Origin of the sequence: Rhizobium sp. SYY.PMSO, from assembly GCF_046840415.1 — a bacterium.
In the GTDB taxonomy this organism is placed as follows: Bacteria; Pseudomonadota; Alphaproteobacteria; order Rhizobiales; family Rhizobiaceae; genus Rhizobium.
The window spans coordinates 428,381-451,638 of the sequence record NZ_CP177351.1; the positions used below are offsets into that span (position 1 = coordinate 428,381).

A 23,258-nucleotide genomic window follows, 5' to 3' on the forward strand; every position below is an offset into this window, starting at 1 on the left:
GCAGGCTAGATAGGGAGACTGGTCTTGATGCTTGATACGAGCGTTTCGTTCCTGACCGAACAGGACATGGCGGAACTCATCCAGTTCCGCCACGAACTTCACCGTCATCCGGAAATTTCGGGGGAGGAACATGAGACCGCGCAGCGTGTCGTGTCATTTCTCGCATCCCTGAACCCGGATCGGGTGGTGACCGCGCTCGGCAAGACCGGCGTGGCGGCGGTTTTTGCCGGAAACGAACCGGGGCCGACGATCCTTTTCCGATGCGAGCTCGATGCACTGCCCATAGCGGAAACAGGTTCGCCGCCTTACGCCTCGCGCGTTCCCGGCAAGGGGCACATGTGCGGACACGACGGCCACATGGCGATCCTTGCGGCGCTGGCGCGGGGTCTTGCGCGCAAGCAACCGGCCAGGGGCAAGGTCATATTGCTGTTTCAGCCGGCGGAGGAGACGGGCGCCGGCGCCCTGGCCGTTCTCGAAGATCCTCTTTTTGCCGAGGTCCGGCCGAGCATGTCTTTCTCCCTGCATAATTCGCCCGGCCATGCGCTGGGTTTTGCGGCATTGACGGATGGACCCGTCAATTGCGCATCGCGCGGAATCCGTATCCGATTGACCGGCAGAACCGCCCATGCATCGACACCGGGTTCCGGCAAATCTCCGATGCTGGCCATGACGCGATTGATGCCTGGGCTCGCGCGGATGTCGGAGGCTGGGATCAGGAACGAGAAGGGCCTGAACCGCGACTTCGCGATGATCACCGTGACGCACGCCACGCTTGGCGAACCCACATTCGGAGTAGCGCCCGGATCGGCGGAAGTCTGGGCAACGCTGCGAACGCTGATCGATGCGCGGATGGAGGCTCTGTCTTCGTCCGTCGAAACGCTCGCGCGGGAAATCGCAGCGGAGGAAGGTCTCGCGGTGCAGATCGACTATCATGATATTTTCCCGCATTGCGAAAATAGCCCCGAGGCTACCGACCATTTGAGGCGAGCCGTGGAAGACGAAGGCATACCCCACGGTCCCGGCACGCTGCCGATGCTTGCTTCCGAGGATTTCGGCCGTTTTCGCTCGACAGGTCCTACCGCGATGCTCTTTCTCGGAGCTGGAACCGAATGCCCGGCCCTTCATAGCCCCGATTATGACTTTCCGGATGTATTGATCGGAGTCGGCGCGACTATTTTCATGCGCGTCGCGCGCAATATCCTTGGCTGAGCGGTTGCAGCTCGCTCGATTCGACCGCAAAGGATATCCCATGAAGATCAAGGCAGCCGTTCTCGACGAAATGGGGCTTGCCCGTCCCTATGGCAAAAGCAGGCCGCTTGATGTGCAAATCCTGGACCTGGAAGGCCCGGGTCCGGGCGAGGTGCTGGTGAAAATGGCGGCAGCGGGCCTTTGCCATTCCGATCTTTCGGTGATCGAGGGCAATCGCCCGCATCTTGTCGGTTTCGGCGCGCTTCAAACTCGGGCAGGACGAGACGGCGGGAACATTCGCCCGTATTGTCGCCAGCCTGGGCGATGAAGACCTGAAATACTGGATGACGAGAATGAGACACATCGCATCGTGAGCTCCCGGCGCCACCCGGGCATGAACCATCCGTGACCGCTGCCGGCATGCTCTGGCGGCCCGCTCTGAAAGCGATTATTCCCCGACCATCTCGCGCTTCAGCCAGCTGCGGAAGGCTTCGAGGGGAGGGTAGTCGGCGCGCGATGCCGGCCACACCAGCCAATAGGCGCCCGAGCCCGCGACGGAGCGCTTCAAAACGGGCATGAGACGGCCGGCGCTCACTTCGACGTCGGCGAGATAATCGGGCAGCAGAGCGATGCCCAATCCGGAGATGGCCGCCTGCGTCATCGTGGCGAACTGGTCGAACAGCATCCCCTTCGCGGCGGGTGCGCTCGCACCTTGTGCCTCAAACCATATCTTCCAGGCGCTTGGACGCGTCTCAAGCTGAAGAAGCGGAAACTCCGAAACATCTTCGATCTGCCGAATGGGGTGGCTTGCCAGAACCTCCGGTGCGATGCAGGCGGTCAGCCGTTCGTCGAAGAGTTTCATATGGCCGGCGTCGCGCCAGTCGTCGGCGCCGAAATGGATCGCCGCATCGAAGCTTTCGGCTGTGAAGTTGAAGCGCTTGAGACGGGTTGCCAGGTTGACCGTGATGCCCGGATGGGCGGTCAGGAACGTTCCGAGCCGCGGAGCGAGCCAGCGCGTGCCGAAGGCCGGCAGGATGGCAAGGGAAAGGGTGCCGCCGCCGGGATTGGTGGTGAATTCCATGCTGGCCCGCTGAATGAGATCCAGCGCCCGCGTGATATCCTTGCCGTAGGCGAGAGCTGCCTGCGTTGGAATGAGCTTTTGCCGGTAGCGCTCGAAGAGCGGCCGGCCGAGCTGCTGCTCCAGATTTTGAAGGAGCCGGCTGACGGTGCTCTGCGTCAGGTTCAGTTCGCGGGCCGCTGCGGCGGTCGAGCCGGTTTTCAACACGGCCTCGAAGGCGAAAAGCAGGCTGACGGAGGGCAGGAAGCGACGAGGGCGCATCGAAACCTATGCATTTTATACATGATGTCAGGGGCAGATAGCGTTATCTCAGGCCCCTGGCAAGCATTATGTGAATAGGCAGCAACACGTTCGGTATTTTTGCATATTACACTCGCAACGGAGGTTTTCTTGTCTGCCGAGATCGCTTCTTCGAATGGCCATAGGCGCGACACAAGCGCCTTTGCCTGGAATGATCCTTTCCTCCTCGACGATCAGCTGTCGGACGAAGAGCGCATGATCCGCGATGCGGCTGCCGCCTTTGCCGGCGAGGAACTGCTTCCCCGCGTGGAGGCCGCCTATCTGGAGGAACAGACCGATCCCGAGCTCTTTCGCCTGATGGGCAGGGCCGGCCTGCTGGGCGTGACGCTGCCGGAGAAATACGGCGCCGCCGGCGCCAATTACACCGCCTACGGCCTGGTCGCCCGCGAGGTCGAGCGCATCGATTCCGGCTACCGCTCGATGATGAGCGTCCAATCCTCGCTGGTCATCTATCCGATCCACGCCTACGGTTCGGAAGAGCAGAAGGACAAATATCTGCCCGGCCTCGTTTCCGGCGAACTGATCGGCTGCTTCGGCTTGACGGAGCCGGATGCCGGTTCCGATCCGGGCGGCATGAAAACACGCGCCGAAAAGATCGACGGCGGCTATCGGCTGCGCGGATCCAAAATGTGGATTTCGAACGCGCCGATTGCGGATGTTTTCGTCGTCTGGGCGAAGTCGGAGGCGCACGACGGCAAGATTCGCGGCTTTATTCTCGAAAAGGGCATGAAGGGACTTTCCGCGCCGAAGATCGGCGGCAAGCTATCGCTGCGCGCGTCAATCACAGGCGAGATCGTGCTGGATGGGGTCGAGGTCGGCGAGGATGCCCTGTTGCCCGGCGTATCCGGGCTTGCCGGTCCCTTTGGCTGCCTTAACCGCGCCCGTTACGGCATCTCCTGGGGCGTTCTCGGCGCTGCGGAGGATTGCTGGTTTCGTGCCCGTCAGTATGGTCTTGATCGCCTTCAGTTCGGCAAGCCGCTTGCCGGCACACAACTCTACCAGAAGAAGCTGTCGGACATGCTGACGGAGATCGCTCTCGGTCTGCAAGCGTCGCTCCGCGTCGGCCGCCTGATGGACGAACATAGGTTCGCGTCGGAGATGATCTCGATCGTCAAGCGCAATAACTGCGGCAAGGCGCTCGACATCGCGCGCCAGGCGCGGGACATGCATGGCGGCAACGGCATCCAGATTGAATACCATGTCATGCGTCACGCGCAGAACCTGGAAACGGTCAACACCTATGAAGGCACGCATGACATCCATGCGTTGATCCTCGGTCGGGCACAGACCGGATTGCAGGCCTTTTTCTGATGGCAGGCGGCGAACGCGCGCCGCTTGCCGGGCTGAAGGTGGCCGAGGTGGAAAGCACGAAGGGCGACGATACCCGTTCATGGGGTCCGCCCTTCGTAGAGCGCCACCGTCGAAGAGGCCATTGCCGATCCGCAGGTGATATCGCGCGCGCGATGAAGATCGAACCGGAGAGCCTGCCGGGGCTTCGCACGCCGATCCGCTTTTCCAGAAGTCCGCTGGCGCTGGATAAAGCAGGCCCGGCTCTCGGCAACGGCGCACGGAATTTCACCACGGGAGACGACAGGACATGACAATTCGAACGATCGGCGTTATCGGCGCAGGCCAGATGGGAAGCGGGATCGCCCAGGTCCTTGCCGTTGCCGGCTATGACGTCACGCTGACGGACGTCGCCGCCAATGCGCTCGAAACGGCGCTTTCCAGAATTTCGGCGAGCCTTGCAAAAATGGCGGCGCGCGGAAAGCTTTCGGAGACGGATCGCCAAGCCGCCGAGCGTCGCATCGAGACGAGCCTTGCGCTGAGCGACATCGGACGCTGCGATCTCGTCATCGAAGCCGCGACGGAGAAGGAGAGCGTCAAGCAGAAGATATTCGACGACCTTGTTCCGCACCTGAAGCCGGGCAGCATACTGACCTCCAATACATCGTCGATCTCGATCACGCGGCTTGCCGGCAGAACGCCGCATCCGGAGCGGTTCATGGGGCTGCACTTCATGAATCCGGTTCCCGTCATGCAGCTGGTGGAGTTGATCCGCGGCATCGCCACCGACGAGGAGACGTTCGTCGCCGTCCAGGAAGTTGTCGAGCGTCTCGGCAAGACGCCGGTCGTCGCGTCAGATTTCCCGGCCTTCATCGTGAACCGCATCCTCATGCCGATGATCAACGAGGCCATATTCGTCCTGCATGAAGGCGTGGGTTCCGTCATCGATATAGACAACAGCATGAAGCTCGGCGCCAATCAGCCGATGGGACCGCTGGAACTTGCCGATTTCATAGGCCTCGATACATGCTTGTCGATCATGCAGGTCCTGAACGAAGGTTTCTGCGATCCGAAGTATCGGCCTTGTCCCCTGCTCGTGAAATATGTCGAAGCCGGCTGGCTCGGCCGCAAGACCGGCCGCGGCTTCTATGACTATCGCAGCGATCCGCCCGTGCCCACTCGTTGAAACAGAAGGATTTGGCCATGAAGATACTGGTTCCCGTCAAGCGGGTGGTTGACTACAACGTGAAGATCCGGGTCAAGCCGGATGGATCTGGCGTCGAGCTGTCGAACGTGAAGATGTCGATGAACCCGTTCGACGAGATTTCGGTGGAAGAGGCGCTGCGTCTGAAGGAAGCCGGCAAGGCGGAGGAAGTGATCGTCGTGTCGATCGGACCCGCCAAGGCCGAGGAGACGCTGAGGACGGCGCTGGCCATGGGGGCCGATCGCGCCATCCTGGTCGAGACCGACGATCAAGTCGAGCCGCTGGCCGTCGCCAAGATTTTGAAGGGCGTCACCGAGGCCGAACAGCCGGGCCTCATCATCGTCGGCAAGCAGGCGATCGACGACGATTCCAACCAGACCGGCCAGATGCTTGCGGCCTTGCTCGGCACGGCCCAGGCCACCTTCGCCTCGAAGATCGAGATCGGCGACGGTTCGGCCAAGGTCACGCGCGAAGTGGATGGCGGCCTGCAGACGATCGAGGTCAAGCTTCCGGCCGTCGTCACGTCGGACCTGCGCCTGAACGAGCCGCGCTATGCCTCGCTGCCGAACATCATGAAGGCCAAGAAGAAGCCGCTCGACAAGACGTCGCCCGCAAACTTCGGCGTGTCGACGGAGCCGCGGCTGAAGGTGCTGAAGACCGAGGAGCCGTCGGGCCGCAAGGCGGGCGTCAAGGTAGGCTCGGTCGCCGAGCTGGTCGAGAAGCTTAAAGTCGAAGCCGGCGTGCTTTAATCCGGTCCGAACGAGGAGTTAGACATCATGGCCATTCTTCTTCTGGCTGATCACGACAATGAACATCTCTCCGACCAGACCGCCAAGGCGCTGACGGCGGCGACCAAGATCGGTTCCGACGTGCATGTGCTTGTCGCCGGCGCGGGCGCCAAGGCGGCGGCTGAGCAGGCTGCCAAGCTTGCCGGCGTTTCCAAGGTGCTGGTTGCCGAGGATGCGAGCCTTGCCAACAATCTGGCCGAGCCGCTGGCGGCGCTGATCGTGTCGCTTGCCGGGTCCTACGACACCATCCTCGGCGCGGCCACCTCGGTCGGCAAGAACGTGCTGCCGCGCGTGGCCGCCCTGCTCGATGTCGCCCAGGTCTCGGAAATCATCGAAGTGGTCTCTGCCGACACCTTCAAGCGTCCGATCTATGCCGGCAACGCCATCCAGACGGTGCAGTCGACCGACGCCAGGAAGGTCATCACCGTGCGCACGGCCTCGTTCGCATCGGCCGCCGAAGGCGGTTCGGCGGCCATCGAGACGGTGTCGGCGGCTTCCGATCCGGCGCTGTCCTCCTTCGTCGGCGATGCCTTGTCCTCTTCGGATCGTCCGGAGCTGACCTCGGCGAAGATCATCATCTCGGGCGGCCGTGCGCTGGGTTCGGCGGAGAAGTTCAAGGAAGTCATCCTGCCGGTTGCCGACAAGCTCGGGGCTGCCGTCGGCGCCTCGCGCGCCGCCGTCGATGCCGGCTATGCGCCGAACGACTGGCAGGTGGGGCAGACGGGCAAGGTGGTGGCACCGCAGCTCTATATCGCCTGCGGCATCTCCGGCGCCATCCAGCATCTGGCCGGCATGAAGGATTCGAAGGTCATCGTCGCCATCAACAAGGACGAGGATGCCCCGATCTTCCAGATCGCAGACTACGGCCTCGTCGCAGATCTCTTCGAAGCCCTGCCGGAGCTGCAAAAGGCTGGCGTGCAGCCGTAACAGGACCGTACGTCCCTTTGGTCAGAACACCTCGCCATGACACCGCCCTCATCCGGGCGGTGGTTACAAAGGCTTTGTCGGCGGGAGCGGATGAAGGCGGCCGTTGTTTTCGAGCATTCGATTGAAGTGCTCTTCCTCGACGGGCCGGCTGTAGAGGTAGCCTTGTATGCCGTTGCAGCCGCTTTCGATGAGGAAGCGGGCCTGTTCCTCCGTTTCGACCCCTTCGGCAATCACCTCCAGCCCGAGTTTTTGGGCGAGCGAGATAATTGCCGAGGTTATGGCCATATCGTCGGCGTCGTGCGGAATGTCTGCGATGAATGAGCGGTCGATCTTGAGGCGCGACAACGGAAATCTCTTGAGCGAACTCAGGCTCGAATAACCCGTTCCAAAGTCGTCGACTGCGAGCTTTACTCCCAGCTTCTCCAATTCGTGCATGCGGGCAATCGAGCCGGCGAGATCCTTCATGATCAGACTCTCGGTGATTTCAAGCTCGAGTCGTGTCGGATCGAGGCCACTTTCGTCCAGAGCCGCCGCCATAGTCTCGATCAGGTGCTTTTCCTGAAACTGCCTGGCGGAGACATTGATGCTGATCCGGATCGGCTCCAGCCCCTTGTCCTGCCATGCCCTGGCGCGCCTGCACGCCGTCTTGAGCACCCACTCGCCGATCGGCACGATCAGGCCCGTCTCTTCGGCCAGGGCGATGAAATCCCCCGGATAGACAAGGCCCTCGCTGGGATGGTTCCAGCGGATCAACGCTTCGGCCGCCACGATCCTGCCTGTCTGGACGTCCACCTGCGGCTGATAGTGCAGCACAAATTCGTCGCGAAGAAGCGCCTGGCGCAACTCGTCCGTGCGGGAAAGCTTTCTCCGGACGTTGGCGGTCATTTCAGAGGTGAACGATGCTATTCCATCGCGACCCAGCTCCTTTGCCCGGTACATGGCCATGTCCGCGAACGCAAGCAAGTCTTCCGCGGTCCTGCCATGGCTCGGGTAGTTGGCAACGCCGATGCTGCAAGTTACCTTGAGCTCGATATCGTCGAGTACGATCGGACGCGCGACCGCTTCCCTTATTGCCGACAATCGATCCAGACAGCTCCTGGCATCCATGTGCTCGAGAATGATCACGAACTCGTCTCCGCCGATTCTGGCGAGGGAACCCTGGTCGCTTGTCAGTTCGCCGATCCTTCCGGCGACGATCTTCAGCAACTGGTCGCCGACGGAATGGCCGAGGCTGTCGTTGACGAGCTTGAAGTTGTCGAGATCGAGGAATGCGAGCGCCACTTCACTCCCGATGGAATCGGCCGTCCGCATGGCAAGGGTGAGCCTTCGATCCAGCAGGGCACGGTTGGCCATCCCCGTCAGAGGGTCATGGTCGGCGAGAAACCCTATGCGGGCCTCCGCGCGATGGCGGCTGATCGCTATCTCCGCCATGTGCACGGCTATCGAAGCAAATTCGGAGAAGTCGGATTGATAGTGCGCGCCCTCGGACGAATGGAGCGCAAGAATGCCCTCGATCTGGCCATCCGCATCGGAAATTGGCAGGCAGCGGCATTCATGGTCGGCTCCGGAGACATTCGCTTGATCAAAGGCGTGCTTGAGCGCCGCAGTGGCCACCGCAAGATCTGCGGGAATGATGCGAATGAATGCCGCATTGGCCCGCCTGCGATAGTTCTCGTTCAAGGTGGGCGCCGCCATCAGGCGCAGTTCTCCCTGATCCGGCGCAACCGTCAGGAATGCAGCGTGCACGCCTTCCGCAAATCCGGCGATCATCCGCGCGAGTTCTTCGAGAAAATCGGAAAGAGGCATCCCGCGTGCGATCATCTCGAGCAGGCGGGACTGGGCGCGCATCCGGCGCTCCGCCGATTTCTGCGCGGTGACGTCGCGCGAGGCCCCGACAACGCCTACGATCGTTCCGGATTCGTCTCTCAGCGGGACGCGCGTGATCATCAGCCATCGTTCGCCTTCGCCGCGAAACGCCAGCTCTTCGCCCCCGGAATGGGGCTGTCCGGTCTCGGCTACGCGACGCTCCACGTCCGTGGCGACTTGCGCCACCTCCCTCGGCAGGAAATCGAAATCCGTGCGCCCGACCAAATCCTCAAGACGCGACAGTCCATTGTTGGCGACGATCGCCTGGTTCGCAAACAGGAAACGCCCTTCCAAGTCCTTCGCATAGATATAGTCAGGGATCTGATTGATCATATTCTCCAGCCAACACTGGCGCGCGGCCAGGTCGGCTTCGCGATGAGAGCCCTCCTGCGTCCTGCAAAATCTGGCTGTGTTCGAAGCCGGTTCGACCGTGGAGAATAAGATTGGTGGTTTGCCGTCCGCAGTGACACCTTTAGTCAACGGAATTCCTCGGAGCAGGTGTGAAACACCATCCTGCTTTCGGGTGGTTATGTTCGGGTAAACGTCGACTTACTCCGGAAAACAAGCTGTGCGCATGGTGAACGAGGCGTAAAGGTTGTGATGGTCTGGAAAAACTGCAACTCGCCGGCCCCGAGGCTATGTCGTTCGTTTCACGTATCGCCGCAAAACAGCGGTGGCGAGACCTGTCATGCATCCTCCTTCTCCGTAGATAGGGAACCGAAGCTGCCACCCTTACCCGATCGCGGTCCGCAGTCAGGAGGCACCTCAGGGGCCATTTCATATGCCTTCTACGATCGATCCGCTCGTTTGCGGTGAAAATTACCCGCGGGTGATCTTCTCCACGAAATAGCGTGGGATTTGGTCACGCTCCCGGCGGCGGTAGAATTCCAGGCAGAAGCTGATGAAGGCTTTGAACCGTCGCGATACGTGCCGTCGCCGGGAGTAGATGAGGTTGATTGTCGTCTCGCGGGAGCGCCATTCCGGCAGGACCGGCAGCAGGAGGTTGCTCTGGCACTCCGTCTCGACGAAGAATCCGGGAAGATAGGCGATTCCCTGCCCGGCGACGGTGAAGTATTTCAGGGTCCAGTAGTCGTTCGCCATCAGACTGGCCGAGAGCAGGATCTCCGTTTCTTCACCGCCCTGTCGCGTGAGATACCAGGGCTGCAGGCGCGTCGTGTTGCGGAAGAGGAGGCCGCGATGGCCGGCAAGATCGTCCGTCCGGGCAGGCTGCCCATGCTGCGCCAGGTATTCGGGGCTTGCGTAGAGACCATAGGAAGCCGTCGCCAGCCGTCGGCTGACATAATCGACCTCGGACGGTTCTCCCCAGTGGAAAATCCCGTCCAGCGCCATATCGGAAACGTCGCTGAACGATTGGCGGGCCGAGAGGAACACGACATCGAGAATGACCTGGGGATAGGTTCTCTGAAAGGCATAGAGCAGCTCCGAAGTTATGGTCGTGCCGAATTCGCCCGTCGAGCCGACGCGAAGCGTTCCGGCGACCTCCTGATGCATCTCGGCCATCGCCGTGGCAGCGTCGTCGCAGCTGCTTTGAATTTTTCGCGCATGGCGCAGGAGCTCCGAACCCGCATCGGTCAGATGCAGCTGGTGGCCCTCGCGCACGAACAGCTCGACCCCGAATTCGTCCTCGAGTTGCCTGAGCCGGTGACTGAGCGTTGATTTCGGTAGGCGATACAGGCGCGAGGCGGCCGATATCGATCGCGCATCGGCCACTTTGACGAAGCAGTCAATCACCGAAAGATCCATTTTTCCAGCCTCGTTTCGTTCAATAAATTGGACAATGCGTCCGATATTAGACCGATTTCGACCAGTTGTTCAAACGGTTTGCGACTGAAATACTGCATGGGAACAAGGGAGATTTGGATGTCCGATATTCGAGAATTCATTCGCGCCGCATCCGGTGGCGAGTCCAAGGCAACGTTGGTCGTTCGTGGCGGGCGGCTGGTCAACGTCGTTTCGGAAGAGATCTATCAGGCCGATATAGCCATTTACGGCGACCGTATCATCGCGGTTGGCGATGTCAGCGAATATACGGGACCTCAAACAGACATCGTCGACGCGAGCGGCAAGTATCTCGTGCCGGGCATGATTGACGGCCATCTTCACGTCGAATGCTCGAAACTGTCGCTGACAAGCTTTGCCAAAGCGGTCGTGCCGCTCGGAACGACGTCCATCGTATCGGGTCTCGACCAGATCATCGTCGTCGGCGGTCCGGATGCGGCCCGCGAATTTCTCGACGAGGTCAAGCAGACGCCGCTCAAGGTGTTCTGGGGCGCGCCTTGCAAGACGCCCTACACCATGCCGCGTTCGACCGTCGGCCATTACTTCAGCCCGAAGGACCATCGTGACACGCACCATTGGCCGGAATGCGTCGGCATCTGGGAGACTGTGCGCGAGTTCATCCAGGAGGAGGACGAGGATGTCCTTCAGGCGATCGAGATAGGCCAGGCGAGCCGCCTGCCGGTGCTTGGTTGCTGCCCGATGACGCGCGGTGCGCGGCTGAACGGTTATATGCAATCCGGCGTGCGCGCCGACCATGAAAGCTACACGCCGGAAGAGATGCTGGAGAAGCTGCGCGCCGGCATGCATGTCGTCGTGCGCGAATCCTCCATTTCCCACTTCCTCTCCGACAATCTGCGCATCGTCACCGAGATGGGCGTGAAGGCGCTGCGCCGTATCAGCTTCTGCACGGATGACGTGGTCGCCAGCGATATCCTTTCCCGCGGCCATCTGGATAACATGGTCCGAATGGCGATCGCCATGGGCATCTCGCCGATGGCGGCCATTCAGATGGCGACGATCAACGGCGCGGAAGCGCTGCGCATCGATCACAAGGTCGGTTCGATTTCCCCGGGCCGGACGGCCGACATCCTGATCGTCAACGATCTGCGCGAATTCCGCATCGAGGCGGTGGTGGCGAACGGGGCGCTTGCCGCCCGCGACGGACGGATGGTGATGGAGCTCGTAGCGCCGGCGCGTAGCCCGGGATTGCTGCACTCCATGAAGGTAGCGCCGATCACGGCCGACGATATCGCCGTACCGTTCGCCGGCGCGGCAGCCTCCGCCAGGGCGCTGGCGATTGCCGTGACGCCCGAGAAGGTTTTCGTACGCACGCGCCGCGACGTGACCCTGCCCGTCGTCGATGGCAAGGTTCTCGCCGATGCCGGCCAGAACGTGCAATATGTGTCGGTCATCGAGCGCTACGGCAAGACCGGGAACCGGCCCGTGGCCTTCGTTTCCGGCTTCGGCCTGAAATCCGGCGCCATCGCCAGCTCCACGGCACCCGACGACAACAACATCATCTGCGTCGGTGCCAACCCGGACGACATGGCGGTCGCCATCAACCACCTCATCGCCAACAACGGCGGCCAGGTGGTGGTCGACAAGGGCAAGGTGGTCGAATTCCTGCACTTGCCGATCGGCGGTATCGTCTCCGACATCGATCCGGAGGAGATGGCGGCGGCCGAGATGCGGCTGGACGAAGCGGCGCGCGGCCTCGGCTGCGACCTGCCGTGGCCGTTCATGTACATGTTCGTTCTACAGATCACGGCGATCCCCGATTATGCCATTACCGATCTCGGGGTCGTCGACTGCGTCAATCTTCGGATCATTTCGCCGCTGGACCCGGACGGGCGCTCCACGGCACAAACGCTGGCGGCTGAATAGGAGAACCGTCAAGCGGCTCGATGATGTTCAAAATGGGGAGGAGCAATATGAACTATCAGTCGAAAGTCGCGGAAGATCCCGCAGGCCGGGGGCGACCCCGGCCAGGCGGCACCATCGACCGCCTGTTTGACGTCACCCGCAGCGGATCCACGATCCGCACGGAAATCATCGCCGCGCTGACGACGTTTCTGGCGGCGTCCTATGTCATCGTGGTCAATCCGTCGATCCTGGAGAATGCCGGCATTCCCTTTTCGGCGGGCGTGACGGCTACGGTGCTGGTCAGCCTCGTCGGCAGCTGTGCCATGGGTCTCTATGCGCGCAGCCCGATTCTCGTCGCACCCGGCATGGGCATCAATGCCCTCTTCGCCTATACCATGGTCGGCGGCGCCAAAGTGCCGTTGGAAATCGCGCTCGGCTGCGTGTTCTGGGCCGGCGTGCTCTTTACCATACTGGCGCTGCTCAATTTGCGAACGGCCGTCATCGAGGCGATCCCCAAGGATCTGCGGTATGGAATAGCCTGCGGCATCGGCCTGTTCATCACGCTGATCGGCTTTGAAAATGCCAAGTTCATTGTCGCCAATCCGGACACGATCGTCGCGCTGACCCGCTTTACGCCCGTTACGCTCACCTTTATCGCCGGTTTCGTCATCGCGGTCGCGCTCGTGGTGCGTCGCGTACCCGGCGCCATGATGGCGGGCATGATTATTACGACGATACTCGCGATTCCGATCGGACGCTGGTGGGGCGACGGCAGCGCTTTCGAAGCGGGTGCGCCCGATGTCCATACGCTCGTCAACTGGAGCGGTTTTTTTGCCGCCCCCGATTTCAGTTTCGTCGGCAGGATCGATCTGGTCGGCGCTCTGCAGTTCGCTTATGTACCGTTCATCTTCGTTTTCCTCTTCACGAATTTCGTGGAAGCCCTCTCCACCTTTCTCGGGCTTGCCGAAGCGGCCGATCTCAAGGATGAGAACGGCATGCCCCGCAACGTCAAGGAGTCGATGCATGTCGACGCCGTCGCGGCTCTCATCTCGGCGCCGCTTGGCACGAGCCCCGCGACGGTCTACCTGGAATCGGGCGCCGGCATCGCCCAGGGCGGCCGCACCGGCCTTGTCGCGTTCATCGCCGGCCTTCTGTTCCTGCCGTTCCTGTTTCTCTCGCCACTTCTTTCGCTCGTGCCGGCGATTGCGACCGCGCCGGTCCTCATCCTCACCGGCCTCTTTATGTCGGAGCCCATGGGGCGGATCAATTGGACGAATATCGAGGATGCCCTTCCAGCCTTCCTCGCGATCGTGCTCATTCCACTGACGTTTTCGATTACGCTCGGCCTTTCGCTGGCCATCATCGGCTTCGTCGTGATGAAACTCGTTCTCGGCAAGGCGAGAGAGGTGCGGCCGGTAATGTGGTTCGTGGCAGCGCTTGCCGCCATGCTCGTGATGCAGATTCAATGACAATGTCCGGCGGTGGCGCAAGACGGTGCCGCCGGGCCGTACAACACACATTTTGGGAAGGATAGGCGGCAATGCTGCAATCATGGTCTGAAACCGCGCCGCTGCTTGTGGACGTCGCGATGGGACGCAAGCCGGCGGATCTCGTCATCCGCAATGGCAGGTGGGTGAACGTCTATTCGGGCGAGATCGTTTCCAACACCGATGTTGCAGTCGCAGCAGGCCGCTTCGCCTATGTCGGACCCGACGCCGGCTACATGATCGGCGAAGAGACGCAGGTCGTCGACGCCGGAGGCCGCTATCTCGTGCCTGGCCTTTGCGATGGCCACATGCATGTCGAAAGCGGACTGGTCACCGTGACCGAATTCGCACGCGCCGTCATTCCGCATGGCACCACCACGATGTTCGTCGATCCGCATGAAATCGCCAACGTGCTGGGCATGGCGGGCGTGAAGCTGATGAACGACGAAGCGCAGAACCTGCCTGTCAACGTCTTCGTGCAGGTGCCGAGTTGCGTTCCGAGCGCTCCCGGGCTGGAGAACGCCGGCGCGACGCTGAGCGCGGAGGACGTTCGCGAAGCGCTTGCCTGGCCGAATATCGTCGGCCTCGGCGAAATGATGAACTTCCCCGGCGTCGCGGCGAACGACCAGAAGATGGTCGCGGAAATCGCGGCGACGCAGGCCGCGCGCCTGACGGTCGGCGGTCACTATGCCTCCCCGGACCTCGGCCGGGCCTTCCATGCCTATGTGGCTGGCGGCCCGGCCGACGACCACGAGGGAACCACCATGGACGACGCCATTGCCCGGGTGCGGCAAGGCATGCGGGCGATGCTGCGCCTCGGCTCCGCCTGGTTCGACGTGGCGGCCCAGATCAAGGCCGTCACGGAACGCGGCATCGATCCACGCAATTTCGTGCTTTGCACGGATGACAGCCATTCGGGCACCTTGGTCAATGACGGTCACATGAACCGCGTCGTGCGCCATGCCATCGCGCAGGGACTGAAGCCGATAACTGCGATCCAGATGGCGACGCTCAACACCGCCCAGCATTTCGGCCTTGAGCGGGAGCTGGGATCGATCGCACCCGGACGCCGGGCCGATCTGATCGTGACTTCCGACCTCGCAACCCTGCCGATCGAGATGGTTTTCGCCCGTGGTCGACTGCTGGCGGAAAAAGGCGCCCTGGTCGCCGACATCCCGGCCTATGACTATCCGGCGAGCGCCAAGAACACGGTAAATCTCGGAAAGTCGCTGGTCGCGGCCGATTTCGACATTCCCGCTCCCGGTGCCTCGAAGGTGGATGTCAGGGTCATCGGCGTCGTCGAGAACCAGGCCCCGACCAAAGCCTTGCAACGCAGTTTGACGGTCGAGGACGGCCTCGTGCAGATGGATCGCGCCGGCGATGTCTGCCAGATCGCCCTGGTCGAGCGCCACCGCGCGACCGGCGGTGTGGTCAATGCGTTCGTCTCCGGCTTCGGCTACGACACCAACTGCGCCATGGCCTCCACGGTTGCCCATGACAGTCACCACATGATCGTCGTCGGCACCAACAAAGCCGACATGGCGCAGGCCGCGAACCGGCTGCAGGAGGTGGGCGGCGGTATCGTGCTCGTCGCGGATGGTCGGGAGCTTGCCCTTGTCGAGCTGCCTGTTGCCGGCCTGATGTCGGACGAGCGCGCGGAGATCGTGGCGGAAAAGGCGAACCGTCTGGTGGACGGCATGCGCGCATGCGGTTGTGTCCTCAACAACGCCTACATGCAGCATTCGCTGCTGGCGCTCGTGGTGATCCCGGAACTGCGCATCTCCGACATAGGCCTCATCGACGTCACGCGGTTCCAGAAGACGGATGTCATCCTGAGCGAGCTGTAACGCGCCGGGCAGGTTGCAGCGCCATGCCGGCAGGGCCGAAGACGGCGAGATGAAGGTCTCGCCGTCTAAGGATAACGGTCGCCGAGATTGAAGCCGCAGCTATTGCCTTCGATGCGATCCAGGATACATCGCTGCTTGTCGAAACAATCAGGAGTTTTATATGAGAAAGATCATTCTGACCGGCATCGCAGCATTCGGTTTCGCCGTTCCGGGCTATGCGCAGGTGTCCAGCGATCAGATGGAACTGGCGTACAACTCGGCGCGCAATCAGCTTGGCGTGCTGAAATATTGCCAGAACGCAGGTCACATTGATGCGGCCGCCGTCGAGACGCAGACAAAAATGATCGCCCTCATCCCGGTGCCTTCGGACAAGACGAAGGGCGATGCGGCCGAGCAGGAAGGCGAAAATGGCAAAATCTCGGCCATGGGGGTGAACCAGGATCTTGCAACCGTTACGAAGGCGCAGAACATCTCCGAAAAGCAGTTCTGCGAAGCCATTGCGAACGCAGTAAAGCAGGCTGGCGCGCAACTTCCCAAGTAAGAGATCAGGCTGCGACGGTTTTGGCCGTCGCAGCCTGATTGACCGTTGTCCGGCCTCGCGCCGGATTTCGATGCGGCCGGCGGCGGCGAACAAGGTTGCCGATGCCACCGACCGGGGCTTGCTGCCTGGGCCAAGGGCTGGGATCGGCGAAACGCAATCGTCCAGCCGTGCGTCCATGTCTGCCGTCGAATTGTGTGCACCGCAACCGCGTTGATGCTCGGCATCGCAGGCATTCTTGCGAATTTCGAATTTCTTCAGATTTATTAATGGTTTATTAAGGTATGGCGATGCCCGGCGAAGATCGCTCCACGGGATCGACATTTGCGGCCCCACTCACCCTAGGATTGTGTCATTTTTGCAACGACGCCCGTTTTCAAGCGGCATTCGCAATAGTTCGTCACCCTTGGTATCTTGCTAAATCAGTGAAGTCGGTTCAACACATAGTTGGCGGAAGTTACCATTCCGCACCTACTGATAGGGGACATGAACGGGATGGGGTAGGGCGCGCCGGCTTCCGGCGCGATATCTCAGACCCAATCAAGAGAGATTGGAGTTATTATGAACATCAAGAGCCTTCTTCTCGGCTCCGCTGCTGCCCTGGCAGCAGTATCTGGCGCGCATGCAGCCGACGCTATCGTTGCTGCCGAGCCGGAGCCTCTGGAATACGTTCGCATCTGCGACGCATACGGTGCTGGCTACTTCTTCATCCCGGGTACCGAAACCTGCCTCAAGATCGGCGGCAAGGTTCGTACCGAAGGTGAATGGTACAACGCTTACAACCGCGCCAGCAAGCAGGGCACGCTCTGGCATACCCGCGCCGAGCTGAACGTCAACACCGCAACCGACACCGAATACGGTCCGCTGAAGACCGAAACCATCGTTCGCTGGGACTGGAACGACGGCAACTCCACCTCCACCAACCTGCTGTGGTCCTACATCAGCCTCGGCGGCTTCACGGTCGGTAAGAAAGACTCGCAGTACAACCTGTACATGGGCTACGCCGGCGACGTCATCAACGACGACGTGATCTATGACGGTCCGTACGAACTCAACCAGTTGACCTACGAATACGACGCAGGCAACGGCTTCTCGGCTGTTATCTCGCTCGAAGATTCGAACTCCAGCGGCTCGGGCGCTGCCTACGGCGCAAGCTGGGCCACGGACGACAAGGCCAACCACTACGCTCCTGACGTTGTTGCCGGTGCTGGCTTCAAGTCCGGCGCATGGGGCTTCAAGGTTGTCGGCGGTTACGACTCGATCAAGTCGGAAGGCGCGATCAAGGCTCGTGTCGATGCCGACTTCGGCGCATTCTCGGCCTTCTTGATGGGCGGCTGGAACACCGACGGCGACAACCTCAACAAGTACGCAGGCACCAACCAGGACGTTTCCGCTTGCACGGCGCCGAACGGCACCGTCAATGCAGCCAAGTGCGGCTGGGGTGACTGGGCTGTCTGGGGTGGCGTTGGCGTACCGGTCAACGAAAAGCTGAAGTGGAACGTTCAGCTCGCCTACACCGACTCGAAGATCTTCGAAGCAACGACGAACCTGAAGTTCAACCCGGTCAAGGATCTCCTGATCGAGCCGGAATTGACCTACGTCCACTACGACTATGCCAAGGACGATACGGTTTCCGGTATCCTGCGCTTCGAACGCAACTTCTAATGATGAATTACCCGGCTCCGTGCCGGGTAAGAGAAGCCTGACGTACCAATCCGCCAGGCTTCATTCATTGATCGGTTGACCTCCGGTCAGAGAGGGGAGGAGGCCTCGTTCCCTCGAGGGCTTCTCTCTATGCTGTTTGGCTTACGCTTCTTTGGCCGTGTTCCGGCTATTTGAAAACCGAGAGTCATCCGATGATCGTGGCTGGGTTTCTATCGGTTGATCGGGCTTGTCGATTGGGTTCATCCTGTTTCAAAGCGTCGATGAATTCGATGCATGCCATTGGCTATCGCGGCAGCTGATAGGTTTGAGGTTTTGCAATTGATTCGTATTGGCGCCGTGTTGTTTTGCGTGGTTCTGGCGGGATGTAACTCGGTCTCGAGCGAGGGACCGTTGGCTGGGAGCATCGAGAGCGATGCGGGACAGTCCAGCGCCGAGCTTGGTCGCCGCAATGCCGCGGTTTTCGATATTGTCGACATAGACAGCCGCAGCGCGCGTCTCGTTTCCGATTATGTTTCCTCCACGCTCAATCGCCGCTTCGGCATGGGCGGCGGCGTCGGGCCCGTCGTGATCGGCGTCGGCGATGCGCTGAAGGTCACGATTTTCGAAGCGGGTGTCGACGGCCTGTTCTCGACGGCGCAGTCGAAGCAGGTGTCGATGGATATCGTCGTGCAGCCGAACGGCACGGCGGCGATCCCCTATGCCGGCTCGGTGCGCTTTGCCGGCAAGACGCTCGAGCAGGCGCGCCAGGCGATCCTTGCGGCTCTGGCGACCAAGGCCGTCGAGCCGGATGTCATCGTCACGAGCACGGGCGCGCCGTCGCGCACCATCACCGTTTCCGGCGCGGTCGGGCGTCCTTCCATGGTGCCGCTGGACCTGACCAGCAAGAAGATAACCGAGGTGATCGCCGAGGCCGGCGGCCCGGTGACGCAGCCTTACGAAACCTATGTCACGCTGGTTCGCGGCAACAGGACCGGAACGGTTCTGCTGAAATCGATCATCGAGCACCCTTCGGAGGACATCTATGTCCGTCCGGGCGACCAGATTTTCCTGGTGCGCGATCCGAGAACCTTCACCTTGCTCGGTTCCGTTCGCGGAAGCGGCCGCATCGAGTTCGGCGCCAACGATCTCAACCTGCTCGAGGCGGTTGCGCTGGGCCATGGCGCGGTCGACGCGGCAAGTAATGCCACGGGCTTCTTCCTGTTCCGGTACGAAGAGCCGGAAATCGCCCGGAGCCTGCTTGGCCCGGCCCGCTTCCAGGAACTGCTGCGCAAGGGGATGGCGGCGGATGCCAAGGGACGCTATCCGATCGTCTATCGCTTTGACATGTCCAGGCCCGACAGCCTGATCGTCGGGCAGACGTTCCCGGTCAAGAGCCGCGACGTCATCTATGTCTCGCGCCATCCTTCCGTCGATATCCGCAAGTTCCTCAGTCTCATCGGAACCCCGCTCGGCATCGCCTCACAGGGCGCGGCTACGGCGAACAACCTTGGCAACTGACGACGCCTCTTGACACTGGCCTGTCGAACGCCGCTGGCATCGTCACCCAGCGGCTTGTCGTCCGGCCTCACAAAGAGCGCATGCGGCCCCGCGATGCCATGACATACGGAACCGCCCGCAGCCACGGTTCGGGGCAAATCGCTCGTGAAGCTGTCGGCGCAGAGGCGAAAACGCGCTATGCGGAAGGCAAAAAGGTTTCCCGGCCCTCTCCCGGTTGAGACCCGACGCTACGTCCTCGTGTTGTCCGCCGTGCCGGGTCTCTGCCACATTTGGCGGTGCGGCAGAGCTAACTTAGGGCACAATTTCGCTGCGGAAAGTGCGTCTCCATCACGAGTTTAAATAATCGGGCGAGTCACTACGATGGACGTGCGCAGGTCAGGCGCACTTGTACGTTCTTGCCTGTAATGAGCGCCGGCTCGGCGGCAAGGACAAGCCTTTTCCGGCCTCCGTTTTTGATGCTTATCAGGCCCTCATTCACAATCTGCCTGGTCCCGTGGTCGTTGACGCTGCTGGTATAGGTCGCAAGCGCCGAGAAGCATCCGCATGCGCCGATGGGGCGGTGCAATCGAAACCTGGCGTCCGTCGAGACGATGTTCGCCTCAATTCGCGTCATCGCGGCTTCGACCGTCACACAGGCAGCCAGATCATTCCGGAAGACGACATCGCCGATATCGGCGGCAGCGGCCGCGCCGCAGAACATTGCGGAGAGTGCCGCGCCTCGAAGCAGATTTCGCACAGGCTTCTCCTCGTTCTATCGCGCCGGCAATTGTCTGACGCAGCTCAGAATATTCGTATCGCAAACGGGAACTTCGGAGCGCGTCGACGGATCGTCGAGCCAGCGACGATACGCGCCGCGAATCTCCACATCCTTGTAGCTGTAGATCTTCGCTTTTTCATGGATCCGGCTCGCCTCCAACGCCTTTGGCGTCACCGCCATGTGAAACGCCAATTCCTTGAACTGCCAGGGCTTCCAGCCTTTTTGCCGCTTGATGACACGCACATGATAATAGGGATCGTCCGGCCGGTTCGGCAGCGCCTTGTAGACATCGGCCCATTGCAGCGTTTTGGAGGAAACGGAAAGAATAACGCTTTCCTGATATTCCTGCGCCTGCGCCGGATGGCAGGCGAGAAGGCAAATGCATGGCAGAGGCGCGATCAATTTCAAAAGCGTCAACATCGTTCTCTTTCAATTTTCACTTCACCCATCGGCCGGCAGGCAGACCGAATTGAATGTCGCTCCCGGGCCGTTTTGACTGTTCCTGCCCGCACAAGCGGGACGATGCATTAGACCGGTTTGCCGAAGCCGTGGCCTTGGAGAGAGGGGAGCCGGGAGATGGCTCGCAGTCGATACCTGACATCGGGATTGGGTGCCGGCGCAAAAGTTCTCGCTGTAACCCGGCTCTCTCGCCGCAATTTTGCAACGGCCGGTGGATCGTATGGCTATTTTCGTGGCGGACCCAGTCGATAGGCCAGGTAGTCCTGAACCTGTGCTATTGCTGTTTCCCGCGATAATCCCCCCGATTGAAGGCCGCCGCGCAGCCAGAGCCCGTCGATCAGAGACGTGATCGTCAATGCGACCGCTTCGCATTCGGCACGAGGCAATATATCGACAAGGGCGGACATCACGTTCGAGCGCATGCGAGCGTGAATGACTTTCTGAATCCGCGCCAGTTGCGGCTCCCGCGGAACTTCAGCGCAGAGGGACAGCCAGGCGTGGCAGACCGAGGGTTGAAAAAAACGTTCCTCGAAATTTCCCTGGATAATCGCATCGAGCCGTTCATACGGTGTCGTCGCCCGCTTCAGTCTGGCGCTGACCGCTTCGCTCAATGACGCGTTGGCTTCCCGCATCGCGTGTTCGAACAGTTCCTGCTTATTTCTGAAATAGTGAAGCACGATGCCTTTCGAGGCGCCGGCGTGCATGGCGACCTTTTCCAAGGTCGCACCCGCCATCCCCTCCTTCTGCAAAACCTCGAACGCTGCCTTGCGGAGTTCCAGGCGCCGGACCGTGCTGATTGCGGTGAGTTTCATCGATTATTCCCGTTTTGACGGTTCACCATTGACAATTCAGCGGCAAAGATCAATTGTTGACCAGTGGGACAATAAAATGACCAATAAGGCAATGTGAAAAAATGGGAGCGATGAAATGAACAGGCTTCTGAAAACGGGGATGCTTTCCCTCTCCTTGTGCGCCGCTGCCGCGCCGAGTTTTGCCGCCGATCCTCCAAGCTGCAAGGCGGTGCGAATGGCGGAGCCCGGCTGGAACGACCTCGCCTTTACGACGGGCATCGCCGCGACGCTTCTCAATGCGCTCGGCTATCAGGCGCAAAGCTCCGTGCTCGGCGTCGATATCATTTACGTGAGCATGAAGAACAAGGATCTCGACGTCTTTCTTGGCTATTGGGACCCGGCCATGGTCAACTACTACAAGCCCTTCAAAGCCGACGGTTCGGTCGAGACCGTCGCGACCAACCTGAAAGGCGCCAAGTACACCTTCGCCGTGCCCACTTACGTTTGGGACGCGGGCGTCAAGGATTTCGCGGATCTTCAGAAGTTCAGCGACCGCTTTGGCAAGAAGCTCTATGGAATCGAGCCGGGGTCAAATCAGTTGATGCTCGACGCCGTAGCCGATCCTGCCTTGGGTCTGAAGGGTTGGGACGTGGTGGAATCCAGCGAGCAGGGCATGCTGGCCCAGGTCCAGCGCGCCGTGAAGAGCAAGGATTTCATCGTGTTCCAGGCGTGGGCGCCGCATCCGATGAACACGGCGTTCGATATCAAATACCTGACCGGCGGCGATAAATTCTACGGGCCGGATTTCGGCGCTGCAACCGTTTCGACACAGGTGCGCAAGGGCTATATGCAAGAATGCCCCAACGTGGCGAAACTCCTGCAGAACCTCACCTTCGACGTTGATTTCGAAAACAAGGGCATGGGTTATCTGATGAATGACGAATTGTCGCCCGAAGAGGCCGCGACCAAGGCGCTGACATCGGAACCCGCCCGCTTGAATGCCTGGCTCAAGGACGTCACGACCATCGACGGACAGCCGGGTTTTGACGCGGTTAAGGCGAAACTGGGTCTGTGATCCTCTACCCATGCAACATATCGCACAGGATAGCTGGAACGACCGCAAATCGAGAATTCGGTTGCCGGACGGCCGCATGTCGGCCTTCATCGACAATGGGGGAGCAGGCCCAACGCTGCTCCTGCTGCATGGCTACTCGGATTCAAGCCGCAGCTTCTCATTGATCGAGCCGTATCTCGAAGACTATCGCCTTATCATGCCCGATCTCGCTGGCCATGGTCACTCGGATGCGCGCACGGAGTTGGCCGTGCGCGACTTCGCCGACGATGTCGAGGCCCTGATTGCGGAATTGGGCACGGAGCCTCTTGCTGTCGTCGGTCATTCGCTGGGCGCCATGACGGCAATCGAACTCGCGTCCCGCCGCCCTCGTTCCTTGAAGGCGCTTGTGACTGTCTCAGGAACATTGAGACCCGGTTTCCCGGCGGATGGAGATATTTCCAGGCGTATCCTTGCCCTGTCCGATCCCATAGAGCCCTCGAATCCGTTCTTTGCGTTCTGGCATGCAAGCCCGCAGCAGGTCGACCGGAATTTCCTGACCTATCTGGGCCGGGAAGCAGCGACCATTCCGGCGTCCGTCTGGCATGAAGTGCTTTCCGGCTTTCATGATCTTGATCTGGGCGAAGCGGCGGCGGAGATAGCGGTCCCCGTACTCTGCCTTGCGGGAGACAAGGACGAACTCTTCGATGCAGGGCACCGCCGGAGACTATCCGCCGCGCTACCCGCCGCCCGATCGATCGTCATGCATGGTTTCGGCCATAACCCACATTGGGAAGATCCGCTGCGGGTTGCATCGAATATCATCGGATTTCTCAGAGACGTGGCGCAATAACCCTTTGTCCCG

20 protein-coding genes and 1 pseudogene are annotated in these 23,258 nt (G+C 60.8%); 15 read left to right on the top strand and 6 right to left on the bottom strand.

The features are described 5' to 3' along the window. Positions 1–27 precede the first annotated feature (27 nt). Together ACJJVH_RS28710 and ACJJVH_RS28715 are read left to right on the top strand one after the other, a co-directional pair. Positions 28–1,209, top strand: a complete 1,182-nt coding sequence (locus ACJJVH_RS28710) for an amidohydrolase (protein ID WP_412066799.1) — start codon at positions 28–30, stop codon at positions 1,207–1,209. Between the two features lie 40 nt (positions 1,210–1,249). Continuing rightward, positions 1,250–1,429, top strand: a pseudogene (locus tag ACJJVH_RS28715) (alcohol dehydrogenase catalytic domain-containing protein); the annotation flags it as partial. A 207-nt stretch (positions 1,430–1,636) separates the two neighbouring features. Here ACJJVH_RS28715 and ACJJVH_RS28720 read toward each other — a convergent pair. Then, positions 1,637–2,527, bottom strand: coding sequence for a LysR family transcriptional regulator (locus tag ACJJVH_RS28720; RefSeq protein ID WP_113436997.1), 891 nt, complete (start codon positions 2,525–2,527; stop codon positions 1,637–1,639). 234 nt (positions 2,528–2,761) lie between these two features. Here ACJJVH_RS28720 and ACJJVH_RS28725 point away from each other — a divergent pair, with 234 nt between their 5' ends. The 5 genes from ACJJVH_RS28725 to ACJJVH_RS28745 are packed head-to-tail and all read left to right on the top strand — an operon-like array spanning position 2,762 to position 6,772. After that, a complete protein-coding gene (locus ACJJVH_RS28725) occupies positions 2,762–3,877 on the top strand; it encodes an acyl-CoA dehydrogenase (protein WP_412066943.1) in 1,116 nt (371 codons plus the stop codon). Continuing rightward, complete coding sequence (locus tag ACJJVH_RS28730; RefSeq protein ID WP_412066800.1) at positions 3,877–4,167, top strand: hypothetical protein; 291 nt, start codon at positions 3,877–3,879, stop codon at positions 4,165–4,167. Before ACJJVH_RS28725 ends, ACJJVH_RS28730 begins: the two co-directional genes overlap by 1 nt. Then, positions 4,164–5,039, top strand: a complete 876-nt coding sequence (locus ACJJVH_RS28735) for a 3-hydroxybutyryl-CoA dehydrogenase (protein ID WP_112795279.1) — start codon at positions 4,164–4,166, stop codon at positions 5,037–5,039. Before ACJJVH_RS28730 ends, ACJJVH_RS28735 begins: the two co-directional genes overlap by 4 nt. A 17-nt stretch (positions 5,040–5,056) precedes the next feature. Next, positions 5,057–5,806, top strand: coding sequence for an electron transfer flavoprotein subunit beta/FixA family protein (locus tag ACJJVH_RS28740; RefSeq protein WP_412066801.1), 750 nt, complete (start codon positions 5,057–5,059; stop codon positions 5,804–5,806). Between the two features lie 27 nt (positions 5,807–5,833). After that, entirely contained in the window at positions 5,834–6,772 is a 939-nt protein-coding gene (locus ACJJVH_RS28745; protein WP_412066802.1) for an electron transfer flavoprotein subunit alpha/FixB family protein, read from the top strand. A 63-nt stretch (positions 6,773–6,835) separates the two neighbouring features. Here the strand turns inward: ACJJVH_RS28745 and ACJJVH_RS28750 are convergent, their stop codons facing one another. Beyond that, positions 6,836–8,971: an EAL domain-containing protein gene (locus ACJJVH_RS28750; RefSeq protein ID WP_412066803.1), complete on the bottom strand. Its 2,136-nt coding sequence runs from the start codon at positions 8,969–8,971 to the stop codon at positions 6,836–6,838. Between the two features lie 486 nt (positions 8,972–9,457). Then, entirely contained in the window at positions 9,458–10,402 is a 945-nt protein-coding gene (locus tag ACJJVH_RS28755; protein ID WP_112804137.1) for a LysR family transcriptional regulator, read from the bottom strand. A gap of 117 nt (positions 10,403–10,519) precedes the next feature. Between ACJJVH_RS28755 and ACJJVH_RS28760 the strand changes: the two genes are divergently transcribed. The 6 genes from ACJJVH_RS28760 to ACJJVH_RS28785 all read left to right on the top strand — a co-directional run bounded on the left by ACJJVH_RS28760 (position 10,520) and on the right by ACJJVH_RS28785 (position 19,335). After that, positions 10,520–12,322 (top strand): adenine deaminase, encoded by a 1,803-nt coding sequence (locus ACJJVH_RS28760; RefSeq protein ID WP_412066804.1) that lies wholly within the window; start codon positions 10,520–10,522, stop codon positions 12,320–12,322. Between the two features lie 47 nt (positions 12,323–12,369). Beyond that, on the top strand, positions 12,370–13,770 hold the full coding sequence (locus ACJJVH_RS28765) for an NCS2 family permease (RefSeq protein WP_113436871.1): 1,401 nt from the start codon (positions 12,370–12,372) through the stop codon (positions 13,768–13,770). Positions 13,771–13,841: 71 nt separating this feature from the next. Next, positions 13,842–15,635, top strand: coding sequence for an adenine deaminase (ade, locus tag ACJJVH_RS28770; protein WP_113361313.1), 1,794 nt, complete (start codon positions 13,842–13,844; stop codon positions 15,633–15,635). A gap of 160 nt (positions 15,636–15,795) precedes the next feature. After that, a complete protein-coding gene (locus ACJJVH_RS28775) occupies positions 15,796–16,176 on the top strand; it encodes a pore-forming ESAT-6 family protein (RefSeq protein ID WP_112804141.1) in 381 nt (126 codons plus the stop codon). A 558-nt stretch (positions 16,177–16,734) separates the two neighbouring features. Then, on the top strand, positions 16,735–17,838 hold the full coding sequence (locus ACJJVH_RS28780; RefSeq protein ID WP_113401335.1) for a porin: 1,104 nt from the start codon (positions 16,735–16,737) through the stop codon (positions 17,836–17,838). 273 nt (positions 17,839–18,111) lie between these two features. Then, the gene (locus ACJJVH_RS28785; RefSeq protein ID WP_412066805.1) at positions 18,112–19,335 is read left to right on the top strand and encodes a polysaccharide biosynthesis/export family protein; all 1,224 of its coding nucleotides are present in this window, start codon (positions 18,112–18,114) and stop codon (positions 19,333–19,335) included. Between the two features lie 355 nt (positions 19,336–19,690). On the opposite strand, the gene ACJJVH_RS28790 is transcribed toward ACJJVH_RS28785, so the two are convergent. The 3 genes from ACJJVH_RS28790 to betI all read right to left on the bottom strand — a co-directional run bounded on the left by ACJJVH_RS28790 (position 19,691) and on the right by betI (position 21,363). Then, on the bottom strand, positions 19,691–20,035 hold the full coding sequence (locus tag ACJJVH_RS28790; RefSeq protein WP_412066806.1) for a DUF2195 family protein: 345 nt from the start codon (positions 20,033–20,035) through the stop codon (positions 19,691–19,693). Positions 20,036–20,086: 51 nt separating this feature from the next. Beyond that, the gene (locus ACJJVH_RS28795) at positions 20,087–20,512 is read right to left on the bottom strand and encodes a DUF5086 family protein (RefSeq protein ID WP_412066807.1); all 426 of its coding nucleotides are present in this window, start codon (positions 20,510–20,512) and stop codon (positions 20,087–20,089) included. A gap of 263 nt (positions 20,513–20,775) precedes the next feature. Further along, positions 20,776–21,363, bottom strand: coding sequence for a choline-responsive transcriptional repressor BetI (gene betI / locus ACJJVH_RS28800; protein ID WP_112803501.1), 588 nt, complete (start codon positions 21,361–21,363; stop codon positions 20,776–20,778). A 115-nt stretch (positions 21,364–21,478) separates the two neighbouring features. Between betI and choX the strand changes: the two genes are divergently transcribed. Both choX and ACJJVH_RS28810 read left to right on the top strand, forming a co-directional pair. After that, positions 21,479–22,417 (top strand): choline ABC transporter substrate-binding protein, encoded by a 939-nt coding sequence (gene choX, locus ACJJVH_RS28805; protein ID WP_112803499.1) that lies wholly within the window; start codon positions 21,479–21,481, stop codon positions 22,415–22,417. A 10-nt stretch (positions 22,418–22,427) separates the two neighbouring features. Next, positions 22,428–23,246, top strand: a complete 819-nt coding sequence (locus ACJJVH_RS28810) for an alpha/beta fold hydrolase (protein ID WP_412066808.1) — start codon at positions 22,428–22,430, stop codon at positions 23,244–23,246. Positions 23,247–23,258: the final 12 nt, after the last annotated feature.

Coding starts and splice junctions, on each gene's coding strand:
- ACJJVH_RS28710 (WP_412066799.1), top strand. CDS start 28: ATGCTTGATACGAGCGTTTCGTTCCTGACCGAACAGGACATGGCGGAA.
- ACJJVH_RS28720 (WP_113436997.1), bottom strand. CDS start 2,527: ATGCGCCCTCGTCGCTTCCTGCCCTCCGTCAGCCTGCTTTTCGCCTTC.
- ACJJVH_RS28725 (WP_412066943.1), top strand. CDS start 2,762: ATGATCCGCGATGCGGCTGCCGCCTTTGCCGGCGAGGAACTGCTTCCC.
- ACJJVH_RS28730 (WP_412066800.1), top strand. CDS start 3,877: ATGGCAGGCGGCGAACGCGCGCCGCTTGCCGGGCTGAAGGTGGCCGAG.
- ACJJVH_RS28735 (WP_112795279.1), top strand. CDS start 4,164: ATGACAATTCGAACGATCGGCGTTATCGGCGCAGGCCAGATGGGAAGC.
- ACJJVH_RS28740 (WP_412066801.1), top strand. CDS start 5,057: ATGAAGATACTGGTTCCCGTCAAGCGGGTGGTTGACTACAACGTGAAG.
- ACJJVH_RS28745 (WP_412066802.1), top strand. CDS start 5,834: ATGGCCATTCTTCTTCTGGCTGATCACGACAATGAACATCTCTCCGAC.
- ACJJVH_RS28750 (WP_412066803.1), bottom strand. CDS start 8,971: ATGATCAATCAGATCCCTGACTATATCTATGCGAAGGACTTGGAAGGG.
- ACJJVH_RS28755 (WP_112804137.1), bottom strand. CDS start 10,402: ATGGATCTTTCGGTGATTGACTGCTTCGTCAAAGTGGCCGATGCGCGA.
- ACJJVH_RS28760 (WP_412066804.1), top strand. CDS start 10,520: ATGTCCGATATTCGAGAATTCATTCGCGCCGCATCCGGTGGCGAGTCC.
- ACJJVH_RS28765 (WP_113436871.1), top strand. CDS start 12,370: ATGAACTATCAGTCGAAAGTCGCGGAAGATCCCGCAGGCCGGGGGCGA.
- ade (WP_113361313.1), top strand. CDS start 13,842: ATGCTGCAATCATGGTCTGAAACCGCGCCGCTGCTTGTGGACGTCGCG.
- ACJJVH_RS28775 (WP_112804141.1), top strand. CDS start 15,796: ATGAGAAAGATCATTCTGACCGGCATCGCAGCATTCGGTTTCGCCGTT.
- ACJJVH_RS28780 (WP_113401335.1), top strand. CDS start 16,735: ATGAACATCAAGAGCCTTCTTCTCGGCTCCGCTGCTGCCCTGGCAGCA.
- ACJJVH_RS28785 (WP_412066805.1), top strand. CDS start 18,112: ATGCCATTGGCTATCGCGGCAGCTGATAGGTTTGAGGTTTTGCAATTG.
- ACJJVH_RS28790 (WP_412066806.1), bottom strand. CDS start 20,035: ATGTTCTGCGGCGCGGCCGCTGCCGCCGATATCGGCGATGTCGTCTTC.
- ACJJVH_RS28795 (WP_412066807.1), bottom strand. CDS start 20,512: ATGTTGACGCTTTTGAAATTGATCGCGCCTCTGCCATGCATTTGCCTT.
- betI (WP_112803501.1), bottom strand. CDS start 21,363: ATGAAACTCACCGCAATCAGCACGGTCCGGCGCCTGGAACTCCGCAAG.
- choX (WP_112803499.1), top strand. CDS start 21,479: ATGAACAGGCTTCTGAAAACGGGGATGCTTTCCCTCTCCTTGTGCGCC.
- ACJJVH_RS28810 (WP_412066808.1), top strand. CDS start 22,428: ATGCAACATATCGCACAGGATAGCTGGAACGACCGCAAATCGAGAATT.